Origin of the sequence: Alcaligenes sp. SJTW-7, assembly GCF_047716895.1 — a bacterium.
GTDB classification, from domain to species: domain Bacteria; phylum Pseudomonadota; class Gammaproteobacteria; order Burkholderiales; family Burkholderiaceae_B; genus Alcaligenes; species Alcaligenes ammonioxydans.
In genome coordinates, this window is sequence record NZ_CP136682.1 from 1857039 (window position 1) to 1874408 (window position 17370).

Sequence of the window (17370 nt, forward strand, 5' to 3'; positions counted from 1 at the left end):
ACCGTTAATTAAAAGGGTATGGACATACGCTAATTCGTATAGAAGACATACGAGTTTCTTAATGGCCCAAGCAGATTCAAGGCCAGACACGGAAAAGGGGGCTTGGTTCGTAAGGCTCCGAATAACCCTTATCACCAACGCGCAATAAGACAGCAAGTTGAACTGACAACAATAAAAGCAAATAAAACGCAGGAGACACCCTTGTGACTAGCTGTTCCCCCATCCTGTGGATTCGACATCCACTGGCTTGTTCTGACGCGGATGCCGCCGGTGGCGTGCTGATTCAAGACAGCCGCATTATCGAAAAAGTAGCGTCTGGTCAGCAACCGCGACAGGCCTATGACCAAACCTGGGACGCCTCACATCATGTATTGCTGCCCGGTCTGGTCAATACTCATCATCATTTTTATCAGACCTTGACCCGGGCCTATACCCCCGCCTTGAACAAACCGTTGTTTCCCTGGCTGACCACCCTGTATGACGTATGGGCAGGCTTGGATGATGAGCAGATGCAGGTGGCCAGTGAGCTGGCGATGGTGGAGCTGCTGCAATCGGGCTGCACTACGGTGGCTGACCACCATTATGTGTTTTCGGGCGCCTTGCAGCATGCAATTGACTGTCAGGCTGAAACGGCCCAGCGTCTGGGCGTTCGTGCGGCATTGACGCGAGGCTCCATGAGTGTAGGCCGCGAGCAGGGCGGCTTACCGCCGCAAATCGTAGTGCAGGACGAGCAAACCATTCTGGATGACAGTCTGCGCCTGATTCGCCAGTATCACCAGCGCGAGGACGGCGCCATGATTACCTTGGCGCTGGCTCCCTGTTCGCCTTTTTCTGTCAGCCGTGAGCTCATGCGTGAAAGTGCCCAACTGGCCGAGCGCGAAGACGTGCGTTTGCATACCCATCTGGCCGAAACCGACGATGAAACCGCCTACTGTGAACGCCTCTTTGGCATGCGTCCACTTGATTACCTGGATCAGCAGGGATGGTTGAGCAATCGTACCTGGCTGGCGCATGGCATTCATTTCAATGACGAAGAAATTCAACGCCTGGGTCGGGCAGGGACCGGCATCGCCCATTGCCCCTCCTCCAGTATGGTGTTGGGAAGTGGCCTGTGCCGCACCATTGAGCTGGAAGCGGCAGGCGCACCGGTTGGTCTGGCGGTTGATGGTTCGGCTTCCAACGATCACTCCAATCTGGCTCAGGAAATGCGGCAGGCCCTGTTGTTAGGCCGGCTGCGTTACCAGCCAGGGCAGGTCACCCATCAAGCCGTCATTCGTTGGGCCACCCAGGGTTCGGCCCGTTGTTTGGGCCGGGACGATATTGGCGGTCTGAACGTTGGACAGCAAGCAGATCTGGCCCTGTTCACTCTTGATGAATTGCGTTTTTCGGGTGCGGAAAACCCCCTGGCTGCCTTATTGCTGTGCGGTGCGGACCGCGCTGACCGCGTGATGGTCGCAGGTCAGTGGCGTGTCATTGACGGCCAGGTCTGCGGGATTGATCAACACGATTTGATGCAGCGTCATCAAGGCGCCGCACGTCGTTTGCGTGACAAGGCACTGTCCGGCGCAGTGACGGCTTAAGTTCAGTAGCGACAGGGCCGACAGAGCCCTGCCTCATTATTCCTCGGAGACAGTTATGACAAGACCTGCACAGGCAAGGGCTGCGGCAACGGCGCCGCGTCCTGAAGACGAGAATCTGGGCCTGGGGGCCAATCTGGCCTATGGCTTTCAGCACGTATTAACCATGTATGGCGGCATTATTGCCGTCCCGCTGATTATTGGTGAGGCTGCGGGCCTGCCTGCCAACGAAACAGGGCTGTTGATTACCGCCTGCCTGTTCATGGGCGGGCTGGCCACCTTGCTGCAGACCCTGGGCGTTCCTTTCTTCGGCTGCCGGCTGCCCCTGGTACAAGGGGTGTCCTTTTCGGGCGTTGCCACCATGATCGCCATTTTGGGCACGGGCGGCGGTTTGCCCGCGGTGTTTGGCGCAGTGATTGCGGCCTCCTTCATAGGGTTGCTGATTACCCCCATCTTTTCTCGAGTCATCCGTTTTTTTCCGCCTCTGGTCACCGGTTGTGTAATCACCACGATTGGGCTGACACTGATGCCGGTGGCGGCCTTCTGGGCGATGGGCGGCAATCCACAGGCGCCTGACTTTGGCAGTGTCGGCAATATTTCCCTGGCTGCCCTGACCTTGCTGATCGTGCTGCTGCTCAGCAAGCTGGGAAGTGCCACTATTTCTCGCCTGTCCATCTTGCTGGCTATTATTATTGGCACTGTCATTGCCGTTGCCATGGGACATGCCAATTTCTCAGCGGTCAGCGAAGGGGAGGTATTTGCCTTGCCCAGCCTGTTCCATTTCGGCATGCCCACCTTTCAGGCGGCCGCGATCATCTCCATGTTCATTGTGATCATCGTGACCTTGGTCGAGACCTCGGCGGATATTCTGGCAGTGGGCGATATCATCGAGACCAAAGTGGACGCCCGCCGTCTCGGTGATGGTTTGCGTGCCGATATGCTCTCCAGCCTGCTTGCTCCCGTTTTTGGTTCCTTCACGCAAAGCGCCTTTGCCCAGAATGTAGGCCTGGTAGCGGTAACCGGCGTGAAAAGTCGCTATGTTGTCGCCTTTGGCGGCCTGATCCTGATTGCTCTAGGCTTGTTGCCGGTAATGGGACGCCTGGTCGCTGCTGTGCCGCCGGCCGTTCTGGGCGGTGCGGGCATGGTGCTGTTTGGCACGGTCGCAGCCAGCGGCATCCGTACCTTGGCCAAAGTGAACTATGACAACAATATGAACCTGATTATTGTGGCCACCTCAATTGGCGCAGGCATGATTCCCATTGTGGCACCCAAGTTCTACGAGCACTTCCCGGTCTGGTTTGCAACGATTTTCCATTCCGGCATCAGCTCGGCCGCTCTGGTCGCCATCGTACTGAATCTGCTGTTCAACCACTTCACCCTGGGCAATTCCGAGCATCCTTCCGTATTTGCAGCTGGGGGAGGCCGCTATCTGCGTGTCTCGGATCTGGCCAAATTGAATGAAGGTGATCACGTGATTAATGGCAAGGTGATGGACAAAGACGGCAAGGAGATTCCGGTCATTGATGACGATCATCCACTGGCCCATGAGCCCGTCCTGCCACACGCCAAGCCAAGCCTGAGCAGTACGTAAGGCTGGGCAGTCCCTCTTGGCAATATTTGCTCAACGTCTACACGGTCGTACCTTTGGCCGCCTTGTCTCTCTAACGAGCAGGGCGGTTTTTTTACGCAGATACTTGAAAAAGTGAACAAGCCCCCCATTTCTGTTGATGTAGGCGCCCGAGCCCACGCCTTCCCTTGCACAGGGCTCAGCAAAGGAAAAATGGAGGTCAAGCATGGCAAGCAATTTGACACGTTTTAATCCGTTTGGGGATCTGGCTGGTCTGGATTCGTGGCGGGATATCGAAGATATGTTCCGGCGCGTCCCCGTCGTTGGTTCCCTGGCCGGGAATACGCCACCCGCCATCCGTCTGGATGTCAGTGAGAACGAGGAAGCCTATCAGGTTAGCGCTGAAGTGCCTGGCATCAATAAAGAAGATGTGCATGTCAGCGTTGATGGCAATATTGTCTCTATCAAGGTAGAGAGCCGGCGCACCCATGAAGAGAAAGAGGGTGATACGGTGTTGCGCAGTGAGCGTTACTATGGGGTGCAGACCCGTCGCTTCAGTCTGGCGCAGGATATTGACGAGGCGCGAGCCAGCGCTAAATGCGAAAACGGAGTATTGGAACTGGTTCTGCCCAAGAAAAAGAGCGGGACCGGGGCCAAAAAGCTGGAAGTTCGCTAAGCCTGTGCTGTCAACAAAAAACCGCGCCGTTCTGGCGCGGTTTTTTGTTTTATGCGCGGCATGCAGGGCGACTGCAGGCGTTCGTTATCACCTGTCCACGCCCCGGCCCAGACATCCCAGTATCAAGGAGTGTGGTTGTCGAGCATATAAGTCAATGAACTGGCCAGCAAAGCACGCGTTCCGATGCGCAGGGCCTTTTCATCAATCATGAACTCCGGTGAATGATTGGGCGCACCCATTTTATCCGGATAGGGTGAGGCATTAAGCCGCCAGAAAACCACGGGTACGTTCTTGCCAAACGCGCCAAAATCCTCCGAACCCATACCTGGCGGCACCTCTTTGGCCCCGATACGGTCGCTGGCCAGTTCCAGAGCAGGGATGATGGTTTGAGTCACGTTGGGATCGCTGACCAGGACCTCATAGCCCGTGTCGATGCGAACGGTCGCTTTCACATCATGGTTGGCTGCAATATTTTGGGCGTATCGCTCAATCAACTCGTGAGCCCTTGTCTGATTTTGTTTGGACAGTGAGCGCACCGTGCCGCTGATATCCGCAGTTTCAGGCAGCACATTTGGACGGTTACCACTTTGCAACAAGCCTACCGTCACCACTGTTGTGCCATCCTGTGGGTTCGTTCGCTGGGCGATGATGCTATTTAGCGCCACCACCGTCTCGGCAGCGGCAACAAGCGGGGAGGCGGCCGTCCAGGGCGAGGAACCATGGCCGCCTTTACCCGCCAAAGAAATGGAAAACACATCACCACTGGCCATCAGGCTGCCTTTTCGGTAGCCAATGCTCCCTGCGGGGTAGGAAGGTCCGATGTGCTGGCCCATGACCACATCCACTTTAGGCTTGTCCAGTACGCCTTCGGCCATCATGGCATTGGCGCCGCTCAAGGGCTTACCAGGACCTTGCTCTTCGGCGGGCTGAAACAAGAGCACAATCGTACCCGGCAGTTCCTCACGCATGTCGGAAAAAACTTGGGCAGCACCCAACAGCATGGCAACGTGCGTATCGTGGCCGCACGCGTGCGATACCGACACTTCCTTGCCTTGCCAGGTGCCTTTGGCAACGGACTTGAAGGGCAGGTCATTGCGTTCCTGTACAGGCAGGGCGTCCATATCGGCACGCAAGGCTACGACAGGGCCAGGCTTTCCGCCTTTCAAGACGGCCTTGATCCCGGTCTGTGCAATCCCGCTTTGAATCTGATAGCCGGGCATGCTCTCCAGTGCAGCTTTAATATAAGCCGCCGTATTATGCTCTTGATAAGAAAGCTCAGGATTCTGATGCAGGTGGCGTCGCCACTCGATCACCTTTTCCTCCAGGGCATCGGCCTTGCCCATCGCGGTTTCCACCATCGGATGGCTGGTTTGTGCCAACGCCGTCCCGGCCAGCAGGCAACTCGTCACCAATAGGCTCAGGCGAAATGCGTGTCTCATACTGTCTCCTCGCTTTTTTAGTGTCATAGCGATTGATCATAGCACCGGCCCAGCCTGTCACCGGCGCAGTTAATTGACACCTATACTACTGTGAATGCCCGAATGCCCTCGGGCCAGTCCCGTGTGTTCTTTGAAGAAAGCGATAAAAGCACTGTCACTGGCAAAACCCAGGTTCGAGGCCAGCCACGTCACGCGCTGCTCGCTCGCAAGCTGTTCGATCGCCTTGAATACACGCCATTGCTGTCGCCACTGCTGATAATTCAGGCCTGTGTCCCGTTTAAACAGACGACTGATTATTTTTTCGCTAAGGCCCAGCTCCACCGACAGGTCTTTCAGGGCCGGTGGCAGCTTGGCCCCAGCCAGCGGTCGCAAACGACTATCACGAGGCAAGGGCGGAAAAAGAGCCTGCTCGTGCGCGGCTTGCAACTTATTGAGCAACAGCAATATCAGATGCTGTCGCGGCGGCTGCTCCCAATCCGCGGCCAGATAAACCGAGCGGTACTTGACCTGTTCGCTCTGTTGTACCTGATGGGCAAGCAGAGCCGGAATCCAGATCAAGCAGCTTGGCGACAACAAGCACAGGTGTTGATGCAGAGTCACGGTCATGCAGCCGCTGTGAGTGTACAGAATCTGCCCTCAGGGGTAGCTGATGCATACCGGAATCATGTTGCGCCAGGCGCGCCGCGATGCCCAGCACATGACGTCCTGTCAGTTCGGGGAAAGGGTCATTGGCGTCCAACTGGGGCATTGTCTTGTTGATGGCTTGCGCCCTCGTTCCTACACATGGCTGGGCTAGTATACTGACGGCTCTGCTTTCCTGAGGCGGTACCCGCAGGACAGACTTCACCAAGGCATTATGAGCAAATCCCCCGTTTCCATCCTGGACAGCAATGTAGAGACCAATATGGCTTTTCAAATGGCCACCATTATCTACAAGCTGGACCAGACCCTTAGATCCACCACCCTGCGTGAACACAATATGACCTACGTGCATTTCAGGGTGCTGCAATACCTGTGGGATAAGGATGGGTGCAGCATAGGAGAAATTGCCAAGGCTATTGTGGTCCATCAGCCAGTCCTCAGTCGGGTGCTTGACCAAATGCAGGATCGTGGGCTGGTGCAGCGTCGCACGGATGAGACGGACAGTCGCTACATGCGCGTCTTTCTGAGCGACACAGGTCGCGAGCGCTACGCGCAGGTCTGGCCGCCTGCCAAGGCAATGATTGACAACGCCCTGTCTGTTCTGACCGTGGACGAGCGCCAGGATTTGGGCCGTATGTTGCGCTCAATGGCTACGCATCTGGCAAATTGACTGGACGCTTGCAAGCAGCCTGACCCGGTAGATTGGCCCGAATCAAACGACCTGCAATGGAGTCCGTATGGGGCAGGTCGGGCAAGGCGTCCTCTGGCCCGAACCAGCGCGCATCATTGATTTCGTCTGCCTGGATACACAATTCCCCGCCCGCATACTCGGCGGTATAAGCCACCATCAACGAATGCGGGAACGGCCAGGACTGGCTGCCGAAATACTGGATATTGTCCACGCGCAGCCCCACTTCTTCCATGACCTCGCGGTGAATGGCTTCTTCCAGGTTTTCTCCCGCCTCCACAAAACCAGCCAGGGCGGTGTAGCGCGCCGTTGCATAGGTGGAGTGGCTGGCCAGCAAGATACGGTTCTTGTCGCGGATCAGCACCATCATGGCCGGGGAGATTCGGGGATAAGCCGAGAAGCCACAAGAAGTACAACGAAAGCACAATTCATGCTTTACACGCTCCATGGCCGAACCACACACACCACAGTATCGATGGCTTCGAGCCCACTCGGATACCTGGAACGCCCGGTTGGCGATGCTGGCCAGTTCGTCCAGTTGCGACAGAACGCCACGCAGGGGACGAAAGGCAAAGCCATCGGGAGCAGGAGTCTGTGCAGCTACATGGCAGGCAAAATCCTGGCAATCCTCTCCCGAAAAAAGCGCATGCCATTGTGCCGGTGGGATATCCAGCGCGGGTTTGGCGGGAATCAAGGCCTGTCCGTCTTGACTGCTGACCAATATTTCATTTCCACGAAAAATGAAATTCATGTGTTTCCTGTCCTTTAATACGCCGCCTAAGCGAAGCACCGAGCCCGCTATTGTACGGGAAGGTACGGGACGCAAAACAGCGAAGAAAATCACCGCTGAAAAAGTGGAGAGGCGGGGTAGGGCGTAGCAAAAACCTGCGGTCCTAAAACGGGCAGCAACAGGAAAAAAGCTTGCGTTGGTGTTCAAGCTCTCAAGAAAATAAGCGGGGAAAAGTTGAAAAATACTAGTTAGTGGGCATATGGTTAACTGAAAATCAATTAAAAAAAGAAAATTAATTTTCAATCCCAAATATTTTTTTATTATTGAAAAAACCATGGTCGATTTTTTGTTTTAATTTTTTATTTTTAAAAATCCTATTTTATTTTTATATATTAAGGCGGCTGATAAAGTGTTTATGTTGTTTCGTCAATTTATCAGGCCACTTTAAAAAAACGAGACTATCTTATTGGGATAGGCTGCAAAAAGACTCAAAAAAAAAACCGTCTGCTTTGAGCAAGACGGCTTTTTGGAGAAAAAATGGCCTACCAGGAGACGGGGCGGTGCTGCGTGGCTGAAAAAAGCAAACCCCTCAGCAGCTAAAGGCAGCAGGCCCCTTGCTACTCAATATTCTGAGTCTGCTCTCGCAACTGCTCAATGCACAGCTTCAGATCAATCGAGGCCCGTGTCATGTCCATGCTAACGGCCTTGGAGCCCAAGGTATTGGCCTCTCGGTTCATCTCCTGAAACAGAAAGTCCAAGCGTTTGCCGGTACTGCCTTGCCGGGCGCTTTTCTTGCCGGGAGCGGCAAGCACGTCTCCGTTCAGGATCAATTCCAGTTCACTCAAGTGGGAACGCAAACGAGCCAGTTCCTCCGCCACATCAATACGCAGGGAAAAAACAGCCGCCTCTTGCGCCACCCGTGCTGACAACTCTTCCCCCGATATCAGGGCAAAACCGTCGGGGCTGGCTTGCAGCAAGGCATCGTGTAAACGACTGGCGATCTTGTTCTTTTGCTCGGTCAAAATGGACGGCAAGTGCTGTTCAACTTCGTCGACAATCGCACTCATATCCTCACGGATTTCCAGCATGGCCTGAGCCAGACGTTGGCCTTCTCGCTCTCTTGTGGCCTGAAAATCCTGCAAAGCAGCCTGAAAAGCCTCACTGATCATCGGCAACCATAACTCCGGGTCCATGCCCGAACTATTACCACTCTGATTGCTCAACAAGGTTTGCAGCTCCGGTGCCGGCAGATCGGGAATGCTGACGCGGGCAATCTGCAGCATCTGTGCCGTGCGCTCGACCGCTTCCAGATCCAGGGTGCGTTGCTGATCGCTTCCGCTGCGGACGAAGTTGACCCGAAGCTCCAGCTTGCCGCGTTGTACGCCTTGTGCGGCCAGCTCACGCAGCAGATTCTCCGCAAAACGCAGCTCCTCGGGCAAACGCAGATTCAGGTCCAGAAAGCGATTGTTGACGCTACGCATCTCGATAGTGATGGTGCCTGCTTCGGACTCGGCCTTGGCACTGCCAAACGCGGTCATGCTACGGATCATGGGGGTCACTTTAAGAATGGAATAAAGCCACCGATTGTACTCTTACGCCCCGGCTTTGGCGGCTCCCCAAGCGTCTGCAAAGCTCTATACTTTAGGCTTTTGGCCGATGGCGGCCAATTTTGTCCTTACACTCCCATCCGTACCGCAAAGGCAGGGCAGGGAAGCAGGGTGGTGACCGTTTTTTACCGCCAGGCGGCCCCACGGAGCCTTCCCTCCCTGAGGCGTGGCCGTCCCAGATAGGGGCCTGGGTTTTGGGCGTAACCGCCGAATTGCTCCTGCATGACTAGCGCTCCTACCAAGAGGGCGGCAGTTCACCGGTGCAACACGGAGGCTCTTTTTTAAGGCAAGCTGTCATGCTACGAATCTTGCATACCGCCGATTGGCAAATCGGGCGCCAATACGCGCGCTTTGAGCTGGAGGACGCGGCTGCCCTGGCTGAGGCGCGTTTCAAGGCTATCGAGAAGCTGGCCGCGCTGGCCACCGAGCATCGCGTGAACCTGCTGATGGTGGCGGGTGATGTGTTCGACTCCCAGACCTTGAGTGATCGCAATCTGCGCCGCAGCTTCAATGCCATGGCCGGATTCAAAGGGCCGTGGCTTTTGCTGCCTGGTAATCATGATGCGGCTCTGAGCGAAAGTGTCTGGACACGGGCCCGGCGCCTGAACTGCATTCCCGATCATGTGCATGTGCTCGATGCGCCCGAGCTGTTTCTGTTGGACTCCCTCAAGGTCGCCGTCCTGCCGGCCCCCCTGACTCAGCGCCAGACCTACCAGGATTTGAGCGACTGGTTCGATCAGGCGGAAAGCCCGGCCGGTTACTGGCGCCTGGGTCTGGCGCACGGCAGTGTCAGCGGCGTGTTGGAACATCTGGACAGCCATAACCTGATTGACCAAAACCGCGTGCAACGCGCCAAGCTGGATTATCTGGCACTGGGCGACTGGCACGGCACGGTCAAAGTCAACGAGCGCTGTTACTACAGCGGTACGCCCGAGCCGGATCGCTTTCGGGATAATGACTCAGGCCAGGCCTTGCTGGTGGACATCAGCGAACCGGGCGCCACGCCCGTCGTTCAAGCCTTGCCGGTTGCGCAGCACCTGTGGCGCAGCATTCAATACCATCTGAATGACGACACGGATCTGGACCTGCTGGAGCGGGAGCTCAATGCGTTGGCCGATCAAAGCGTGGTGGAGCTGGAACTATCGGGCCAGTTGAGCCTGAGTGGTTTTGAGCGGCTGGAGAGTCTTCTGGGACAGTCCCAGGCCCGGTGCCGCGCCTGGGACTGCCAGCGCGAGGCCTTGCGGCTGGCGCCTTCCGAAGAAGACCTGGATGCCTTGCAAGCGGATGGCTATCTGCAGGCCGCATTGAACCAATTGCAGGCGCTGCGTCACGGCAGCCAGCAGCAGGCTGCCGAGGATGCCTTGCTGATTCTGGCCAGTCTGCTGCGCGACAAGGAAGGTGGTCATGCACATTAAGTCTTTACGTGTTGAACAATTCAAACGTTTTCGCCAGCCTGTATCACTGGACAAGCTGGAACCGGGCCTGAATATCATCAGCGCGCCGAACGAAGCGGGTAAAAGCACCTTGGCCGAAGCCCTGCGTACGGTGTTTTTCGAGCGTTATGGCACCGGTAGTCTGACAAAAATCCTGCCCTGGGGCGATTCATCGGCCGCGCCAGAAATCGAATTGGATTTCAGTCTGAACGGCCAGGACATGCGCCTGAGCAAGCGTTTCCTGAAGCGCAAACGCTGCGATTTATACATAGGCAATCAGCATCTGGATAATGATGAGGCCGAGCAGTACTTGGCCCAGCAAATGGGGTTTGAGTATGCCGCCAAAGGCAGTAGTCAGCCCCGTAACTGGGGTGTGCCGGGCCTTTTGTGGATTGAGCAAGGGCAAGGCCAGGACCTGCGTAGCTCGGTCGAGCACGCCAGCGGCACCCTGCAGCAGGCGTTGGGTAGCGAAATTGCCGATCTGACTAGTGCAGGCGGGGATTATCTGATCGAACAGGCCCAGCAACAGCTGGACCAATATGTGACCCAGGCTCAAGGACAGCCTCGTGGCGTCTGGTTGGCAGCGCAGAAGGAAGCCAAGGAGCTGGAAGACCAGTTGCAGAGCCAGCAATCCGCCTTGCAGCAATATCAGCAATGGGTGGACGAACTGGCGCAGGCCCGCAAGCACATTGCCCACGCCGAAGCGAAGCGCCCTTGGGAACAACTGCGTGAGCAGGCCAAACAGGTACAGGTTCAGTTGCTTCAAGCCCGCCAATTGCAGGAGCGAGCCAAAGAGTTGCAACAAACCCTGACCATGCTGGCGGAGCGTGAAAAGCTCTATCAACAAGCCGGGGAACGCGACCAGGAGTGGGCCAGCCAACGTAGTCAGCGTGCTGAGCAGGTGAAATCCCTGCGTGCCAAGCTGGAGCTGGAACAGAGCCTGCTCAGCAGCCTGAGCCAGCGCCTGCAGCAGGCGCGCAGCCATAAAGACGCCAGTCTGCAGGAGCAGGAACGCGCCCGTACCTGGCAACAATGGTTTCAAGATCAAGCCAGCTTTGACAGCACACAGCAGCAGCTGCAGCAGATGCAAGGGCAGTTGGAGGAACTGGGTAAGCTGGAAGCCCAACTGGCGCAATGCGGTGCCGCCTTGGTGCAGCTGAAAATCGCCGACGAGGCCCTGGAGCAATTGCGTCAGCAGCACCAGCTCATTCAGCGCTTGCAACACCAGCTGGAGACGATTTCCACCGAAGTACAGATCGAACTGCAAGACGGAGCCAGTCTGGTGCTGGATGGCGAATCCATTCAAGGCCGACACCGCGCTCACCTGAGCGTCAGCACCCTGATTGAACTGCCCGGAATGGGCCAGCTACGCATCATTCCCGGTGGTCGAGACCTGGGTAAAGTGCAACAGCAGTTGGCGAAAACTCAGCAAGAATACGCACAGGCACTTGGACAGTTGGGCGGAAGAAGCCTGGAAGAACTGGAACGCCGCCGCGAGCAATATCGGGAACAAGAACAACAGGACCGACTGTTACGCAGTTCCATGAAAGCGCTGGCTCCGCAAGGAAAAGCACATTTGCAAGGTCTGGTTCAGGCAGCCCAACAGCGCCTCGCACCGCCGCGTCCACAAGGCGAAGCGATTGAGGCGTCGGAATTGAGCCGTATCGTCCAAGCTGCCACTTTGGCTGAGCAGCAGTACCGGGCGCTCGAAAGTGAGTGGCATGATGCCCGCGAGGCCGTTGCCCGCACTCAGGCCCGTCTGGAACAGGCCCAGGCCGAAGCCAATAGTCTGGAACAGCAATGGGCGGACCCGCAACGCCAGCGGGCGCAGCAGGAGCGCGAACAGCAGTGGGGACAGTTGCGCCTGCAACGCGATCAACTGCTGGCCGATCAGAAAGCCTTGGACGCTGAACTTGCCTCCCTGCCGTTGGCCGTGTTGGAACAAGACTTGCAGCGGCTGGAGCGCAGCGCCCAGCAGCAGGAGCAGAGCTACAACGAGGCCTGCCTGGCTGCCCAGCTTGTGCAAACCAAGCTGGAAACGCACGGCGCCCAAGGTCTGGAAGAACAAATCGATCAGACCGTGCTGCGACTGAACGACTGTCGGCGCCGCTGCACAGCGTACGAACGCCGCGTGCAAGCGCTACGGCTGTTGCTATCTGTACTGCGTGAACAGCGCAGCGCCTTGACCCAGCAACTGCACGAACCCTTGCAAAAGCACATCAACCACTATCTACGCCTGCTGCTGGGCAAAGCACGCGTCGAGCTGGACGAGCACCTGGCTCCACGCTGGCTGCAGCGCGACAGTGGGCAAGGCCTGGCCGACGATATTGATGGCCTGAGCTTTGGCGCACGCGAGCAAATCGGCCTGATTGCCCGTCTGGCCTATGCGGATTTGCTGCAACAGGCAGGCCGTCCTACCTTGCTGATTCTGGATGACGTGCTGGTCCACAGTGACAACGATCGCCTGGGAGCCATGAAGCGCATTATTCACGACGCTGCCCAGCGCCATCAGATCCTGCTTTTCACCTGCCAGGCCGACAAGTGGATGGACATGGGAGTGGCGCTACGGCCCGTGCCGCAAGGCGTACAATAGATGTTTTAAATTTTGTACGGAGCCTAGCCTTGTCTGAAAACGCTACGATTGCACGCCCCTCGGGTCGATCTGCCACACAATGCCGTCCTGTCGAACTGGTGACTGGTTTCACTCGTCACGCCGAAGGTTCGGTGCTGATCCGCTTGGGCGAGACCCATGTTCTGTGCAATGCCAGCGTGCTCGACAAAGTGCCTCCCTTTCTGAAAGGCAAGGAGCAGGGCTGGGTAACCGCGGAATACGGCATGCTGCCACGCTCCACCCACACCCGTTCCGACCGTGAAGCCGCCCGTGGCAAGCAAAATGGCCGTACCCAGGAAATCCAGCGCCTGATCGGCCGCAGCCTGCGCGCCGTCTTCGATCTGAAAGCTCTGGGCGAGCGCACCATTCACATTGACTGCGACGTGCTGCAAGCCGACGGCGGCACCCGCTGCGCGAGCATCACCGGTGCCTGGGTTGCCGCCAGTCTGGCGGTACGCAACCTGCAAGAGCAGGGCAAACTGCAAGCCTCGCCCATTCTGGATCAATTGGCGGCCGTTTCGGTCGGTGTATTCGAATCCCACCCCGTGCTGGATCTGGACTATCTGGAAGACTCCGCCTGCGGCGTGGATATGAATATCGTCATGACAGGCAGCGGCAATCTGGTGGAAGTGCAGGGCACCGCTGAAGGCCAAACTTTTGCGCGCCCCACCTTGAACCGCTTGCTGGATCTGGCCGAGCAGGGCATTGCCGAGCTGATGCAAGCCCAGAAACAAGCCTTGCAGGACTGATCACGATGAAACGGGTCTGTCCTGCTCCCTGCGCGACACCGCCAGGCAGCGGGACAAACCGCTATTGGGACGCCGTCCCATGCAGCACACACTGCCTGGCACGGCGCTTTGTCCTTTTTACTGAACAGGGCGCTTTGCCGCCTGTTGCCACTTATGAACACTACATCCAAGCGTGTTGTCCTGGCCTCCAACAATGCCGGCAAGCTCAAGGAGTTTTCCGCCATCCTGGCCCAGGCCGGTATCAGCATGGTTCCGCAAGGCCAATTGAACATTCCCGAAGCCGAGGAGCCCTTTGCCACTTTTATCGAGAATGCGCTGGCCAAGGCCCGTCATGCCAGCCAGTTAAGCGGTTTGCCCGCCTTGGCCGACGACTCCGGCCTGTGCGTGCGCGCCTTGGACGAAGCCCCCGGCGTGTACTCCGCCCGATTTGCCGCTCGCGAGCTGGGTGGTGAGAAGTCCGACTCTGCCAATAACGCCTTGCTGGTCCAGCGTCTGCAAGGACAAAGCGACCGCCGCGCCTGTTATGTGGCCGTTCTGGTGTATGTGCGCCATGCTCAGGACCCACGGCCCATCGTGATTGAAGGGGTCTGGGAAGGAGAGATTCAGGATCAGCCCGCCGGCGAGCACGGCTTTGGCTATGACCCGCACTTTTATCTTCCCGAACTTGGGCAAACCGCTGCACAGCTCGCGCCCGAGGTGAAAAACCAATATAGCCATCGGGCGCAGGCCATGCGAGCGTTGCTGCATCGTCTGGCGGCCGAGTAAAGACATGAGCGTTTTTTCTCCCGAAGTACGAATCCGGCCCGGCTCGGGGCCGGCGACTCTCTTGCCCAGCCTGCCTCCCTTATCGGTCTATGTGCATGTGCCCTGGTGTGTCCGCAAGTGCCCATACTGTGACTTCAACTCACACGAAGCACCGGCGCAGTTGCCCGAAAACGAGTACCTGGACGCCTTGCAAGCCGACCTGGAGCAAACCTTGCCCCTGGTCTGGGGCCGACAGGTCATTTCCGTCTTTATCGGCGGCGGCACACCCAGTCTTTTATCGGCCCAGGCGCTGGACCGCATGTTGGCCATGCTGCGCGCTCATCTGAACCTGCTGCCCGATGCTGAAATTACGCTGGAAGCCAATCCCGGCGCTTCGGAAGCCTCGCGTTTCATGGACTATGCGCACAGTGGCGTAAACCGTATCTCTCTGGGCATCCAAAGCTTTAACGATCAGGCCCTGAAAGCGCTCGGACGCATTCACGATAGTCAGCAAGCACGCCAGGCCATCGAGGCCGCCCTGAAAGCGGTAGACCGCGTGAACCTGGACGTGATGTACGCCTTGCCTGGGCAAACACCCGCCCAGTCCGAACACGACATCTTGCAAGCCATGTCTTACGAAACGGAGCATTTGTCGCTGTATCACTTGACGCTGGAACCCAATACCGTCTTTGCCAAATATCCGCCTGCCTTGCCTGATGACGATGACAGCGCGGCCATGCAGGACAGGCTGATCGAGTTGACGACCAGTCGCGGCTGGGAGCAGTATGAAATATCCGCCTACAGCAAGCGGGGTGGTCACAGCCGCCATAATCTGAATTACTGGGAGTTTGGCGACTACATCGGTATCGGTCCAGGTGCGCATGGCAAATTGTCCTTTCACGACCGTATTATTCGTACCGCCACGACCCGCAGCCCAGCCCAGTGGATGCAGACCGCCGTCAAACGGGATGGCAGCCACTATGCGCACAATGCGCGTGTGTCCCCTCAGGACCTGCCCTTTGAGTTCATGCTGAACGCGTTGCGTCTGAAAGCCGGGGTGCCGTCCCAATACTTTCAGGAGCGCACGGGCGTGCCACTGGCACAGATCCTGCCCACCATCAGGCGCAATATTGAAAAAGGTTTGCTGGCTGCCGATCCGCTGCGTATTCGAACTACGGATTTAGGCTGGCGCTTTCTAAATGACTTACAGGAAGCATTCCTTCCTGATGCAGGTTCCTGACATTTAATTGTTTATTTAAGACATTTTTTATTGTGCATCTGCACAATTGCTCTACAATTAATTTCTGGTAAGTCCTATGCCATAACTACTTTATCGAAATCGGCCTGTTTGGATCAATTCAGATCTGATCCCGGTAAACGTAATTAAGACCTGCCGTAGTGGGTTACACAATGATCCGCGCCACTCCTCCTCACTTTTTGTTAACGTCATTGACGCTGGAGTAACCATGTCCACCCCCGAAGATGTTCTGAAGATCATCGCCGAACGCGAAATCACGTTTGTCGATTTCCGCTTTACCGATACCCTGGGCCGTGAGCACCACTTGACCACCCCCGCACACGCGGTGGACGAGGATCGCTTTGAGTCCGGCGTCGCGTTTGACGGCTCTTCCTTGCCTGGTTGGAAAGGAATTGAAGCCTCGGACATGTTGCTCATCCCGGACGCCAAAACCGCGCGTATGGACCCGTTCCGTGAAGAGCCCACCCTGATTCTGACCTGCGATGTGGTCGAACCGTCCGACCTGAAAGGGTATGACCGCGATCCCCGTTCGCTGGCCAAGCGTGCCGAAGCCTACCTGCGCTCCAGCGGCCTGGGCGATACCGCGTACTTTGGTCCCGAGCCAGAATTCTTCGTGTTCGATGGGATTACCTGGAACGACGACATGTCGGGCAGCTTCGTGAAGATTCGCTCCGAAGAAGCCCCTTGGTCGCGCGGCCTGGAACTCAATGGCAACAACCTGGGTCACCGCCCAGGGGTCAAAGGCGGTTACGTTCCTGTGTCACCCACAGACTCTTTTGCCGATCTGCGCGCAGAAATGTGTCTGTTGATGGAGCAGCAGGGCGTTCCTGTTGAAATCCATCACCACGAAGTGGCGGCTCCCGGTCAGCTGGAAATCGGCACGCGTTTCTCGACCCTGGTCGAGCGCGCAGACTGGAATCAGATCATGAAGTACACCATCCATAACGTGGCTCACGTATATGGAAAAACGGCAACCTTCATGCCCAAGCCTGTCGTGGGCGACAACGGTTCGGGCATGCACGTTCACCAGTCCATCTGGAAAGATGGCCAGAACTTGTTTGCAGGTAATGAATACGCCGGGCTGTCCGAGTTTGCCTTGTTCTACATTGGCGGCATCATCAAGCACGCTCGCGCTCTGAACGCCATCACCAACCCCACGACCAACTCCTACAAGCGTCTGGTTCCGCACTTTGAAGCACCGGTCAAACTGGCGTACTCCGCCCGTAACCGTTCGGCCTCGATCCGCATTCCTTACGTCAGCAACCCCAAGGCTCGTCGTGTGGAAGCACGTTTCCCCGACCCAATGGCCAACCCTTATCTGGCTTTCTCGGCCTTGATGATGGCCGGTCTGGACGGTGTGCAAAACAAGATCCATCCTGGCGATCCTGCCGACAAGAACTTGTACGATCTGCCTCCCGAAGAAGATGCAAAGATCCCAACCGTGTGCGCTTCTCTGGAACAGGCCATCGAGTCTCTGGACAAGGATCGCGAGTTCCTGACCCGGGGCGGTGTGTTCAGCAACGAAATGCTGGATGCCTTCATCGAACTGAAACAAGCCGAAATCACCCGTTTGCGCATGGTGCCGCATCCGGTCGAATTCGACATGTACTACAGCCTGTAAGATCGCGGGCGCTGGCTTGTGCCAGTGC

Annotated in this window: 15 protein-coding genes; 11 read left to right on the forward strand and 4 right to left on the reverse strand. The window is 56.9% G+C overall.

The window, feature by feature from the left end; translation table 11 throughout:
- Nucleotides 1-203: 203 nt before the first annotated feature.
- The 3 genes from RSQ48_RS08395 (at nt 204) to RSQ48_RS08405 (ending at nt 3820) form a co-directional block, all read left to right on the forward strand.
- Entirely contained in the window at nt 204-1580 is a 1377-nt protein-coding gene (locus RSQ48_RS08395; protein WP_415302340.1) for an 8-oxoguanine deaminase, read from the forward strand.
- Nucleotides 1581-1635: 55 nt separating this feature from the next.
- A complete protein-coding gene (locus tag RSQ48_RS08400) occupies nt 1636-3168 on the forward strand; it encodes a nucleobase:cation symporter-2 family protein (RefSeq protein WP_415302341.1) in 1533 nt (510 codons plus the stop codon).
- Between the two features lie 202 nt (nt 3169-3370).
- A complete protein-coding gene (locus tag RSQ48_RS08405) occupies nt 3371-3820 on the forward strand; it encodes an Hsp20/alpha crystallin family protein (RefSeq protein WP_003800089.1) in 450 nt (149 codons plus the stop codon).
- A 122-nt stretch (nt 3821-3942) separates the two neighbouring features.
- Here RSQ48_RS08405 and RSQ48_RS08410 read toward each other — a convergent pair whose 3' ends face one another.
- The gene (locus RSQ48_RS08410) at nt 3943-5259 is read right to left on the reverse strand and encodes a M20 metallopeptidase family protein (protein WP_131071778.1); all 1317 of its coding nucleotides are present in this window, start codon (nt 5257-5259) and stop codon (nt 3943-3945) included.
- Between the two features lie 69 nt (nt 5260-5328).
- Nucleotides 5329-5865 (reverse strand): helix-turn-helix domain-containing protein, encoded by a 537-nt coding sequence (locus RSQ48_RS08415; RefSeq protein WP_415302342.1) that lies wholly within the window; start codon nt 5863-5865, stop codon nt 5329-5331.
- A gap of 43 nt (nt 5866-5908) precedes the next feature.
- Here RSQ48_RS08415 and RSQ48_RS08420 point away from each other — a divergent pair, with 43 nt between their 5' ends.
- Both RSQ48_RS08420 and RSQ48_RS08425 read left to right on the forward strand, forming a co-directional pair.
- The gene (locus tag RSQ48_RS08420) at nt 5909-6055 is read left to right on the forward strand and encodes a hypothetical protein (protein WP_336579535.1); all 147 of its coding nucleotides are present in this window, start codon (nt 5909-5911) and stop codon (nt 6053-6055) included.
- 60 nt (nt 6056-6115) lie between these two features.
- Nucleotides 6116-6571, forward strand: coding sequence for a MarR family winged helix-turn-helix transcriptional regulator (locus RSQ48_RS08425; RefSeq protein ID WP_003800086.1), 456 nt, complete (start codon nt 6116-6118; stop codon nt 6569-6571).
- On the opposite strand, the gene nudC is transcribed toward RSQ48_RS08425, so the two are convergent.
- Nucleotides 6552-7340 (reverse strand): NAD(+) diphosphatase, encoded by a 789-nt coding sequence (nudC, locus tag RSQ48_RS08430; RefSeq protein ID WP_415302343.1) that lies wholly within the window; start codon nt 7338-7340, stop codon nt 6552-6554. The genes RSQ48_RS08425 and nudC overlap by 20 nt on opposite strands.
- Nucleotides 7341-7936: 596 nt before the next feature.
- On the reverse strand, nt 7937-8869 hold the full coding sequence (locus RSQ48_RS08435) for a YicC/YloC family endoribonuclease (protein ID WP_415302344.1): 933 nt from the start codon (nt 8867-8869) through the stop codon (nt 7937-7939).
- A 353-nt stretch (nt 8870-9222) separates the two neighbouring features.
- Between RSQ48_RS08435 and RSQ48_RS08440 the strand changes: the two genes are divergently transcribed.
- From RSQ48_RS08440 to glnA, 6 genes are all read left to right on the forward strand, one after another.
- Entirely contained in the window at nt 9223-10341 is a 1119-nt protein-coding gene (locus RSQ48_RS08440) for a metallophosphoesterase family protein (RefSeq protein WP_131071781.1), read from the forward strand.
- Complete coding sequence (locus RSQ48_RS08445) at nt 10331-12952, forward strand: AAA family ATPase (protein ID WP_415302345.1); 2622 nt, start codon at nt 10331-10333, stop codon at nt 12950-12952. The genes RSQ48_RS08440 and RSQ48_RS08445 overlap by 11 nt, the downstream gene beginning before the upstream one ends.
- Before the next feature lie 29 nt (nt 12953-12981).
- Nucleotides 12982-13719: a ribonuclease PH gene (gene rph, locus RSQ48_RS08450; protein ID WP_275694031.1), complete on the forward strand. Its 738-nt coding sequence runs from the start codon at nt 12982-12984 to the stop codon at nt 13717-13719.
- Nucleotides 13720-13872: 153 nt separating this feature from the next.
- A complete protein-coding gene (rdgB, locus tag RSQ48_RS08455; protein WP_301605619.1) occupies nt 13873-14484 on the forward strand; it encodes an RdgB/HAM1 family non-canonical purine NTP pyrophosphatase in 612 nt (203 codons plus the stop codon).
- Nucleotides 14485-14488: 4 nt separating this feature from the next.
- On the forward strand, nt 14489-15703 hold the full coding sequence (gene hemW / locus RSQ48_RS08460) for a radical SAM family heme chaperone HemW (RefSeq protein WP_240208700.1): 1215 nt from the start codon (nt 14489-14491) through the stop codon (nt 15701-15703).
- Nucleotides 15704-15929: 226 nt separating this feature from the next.
- Complete coding sequence (gene glnA / locus RSQ48_RS08465) at nt 15930-17342, forward strand: type I glutamate--ammonia ligase (RefSeq protein ID WP_059317635.1); 1413 nt, start codon at nt 15930-15932, stop codon at nt 17340-17342.
- Nucleotides 17343-17370 lie beyond the last annotated feature (28 nt).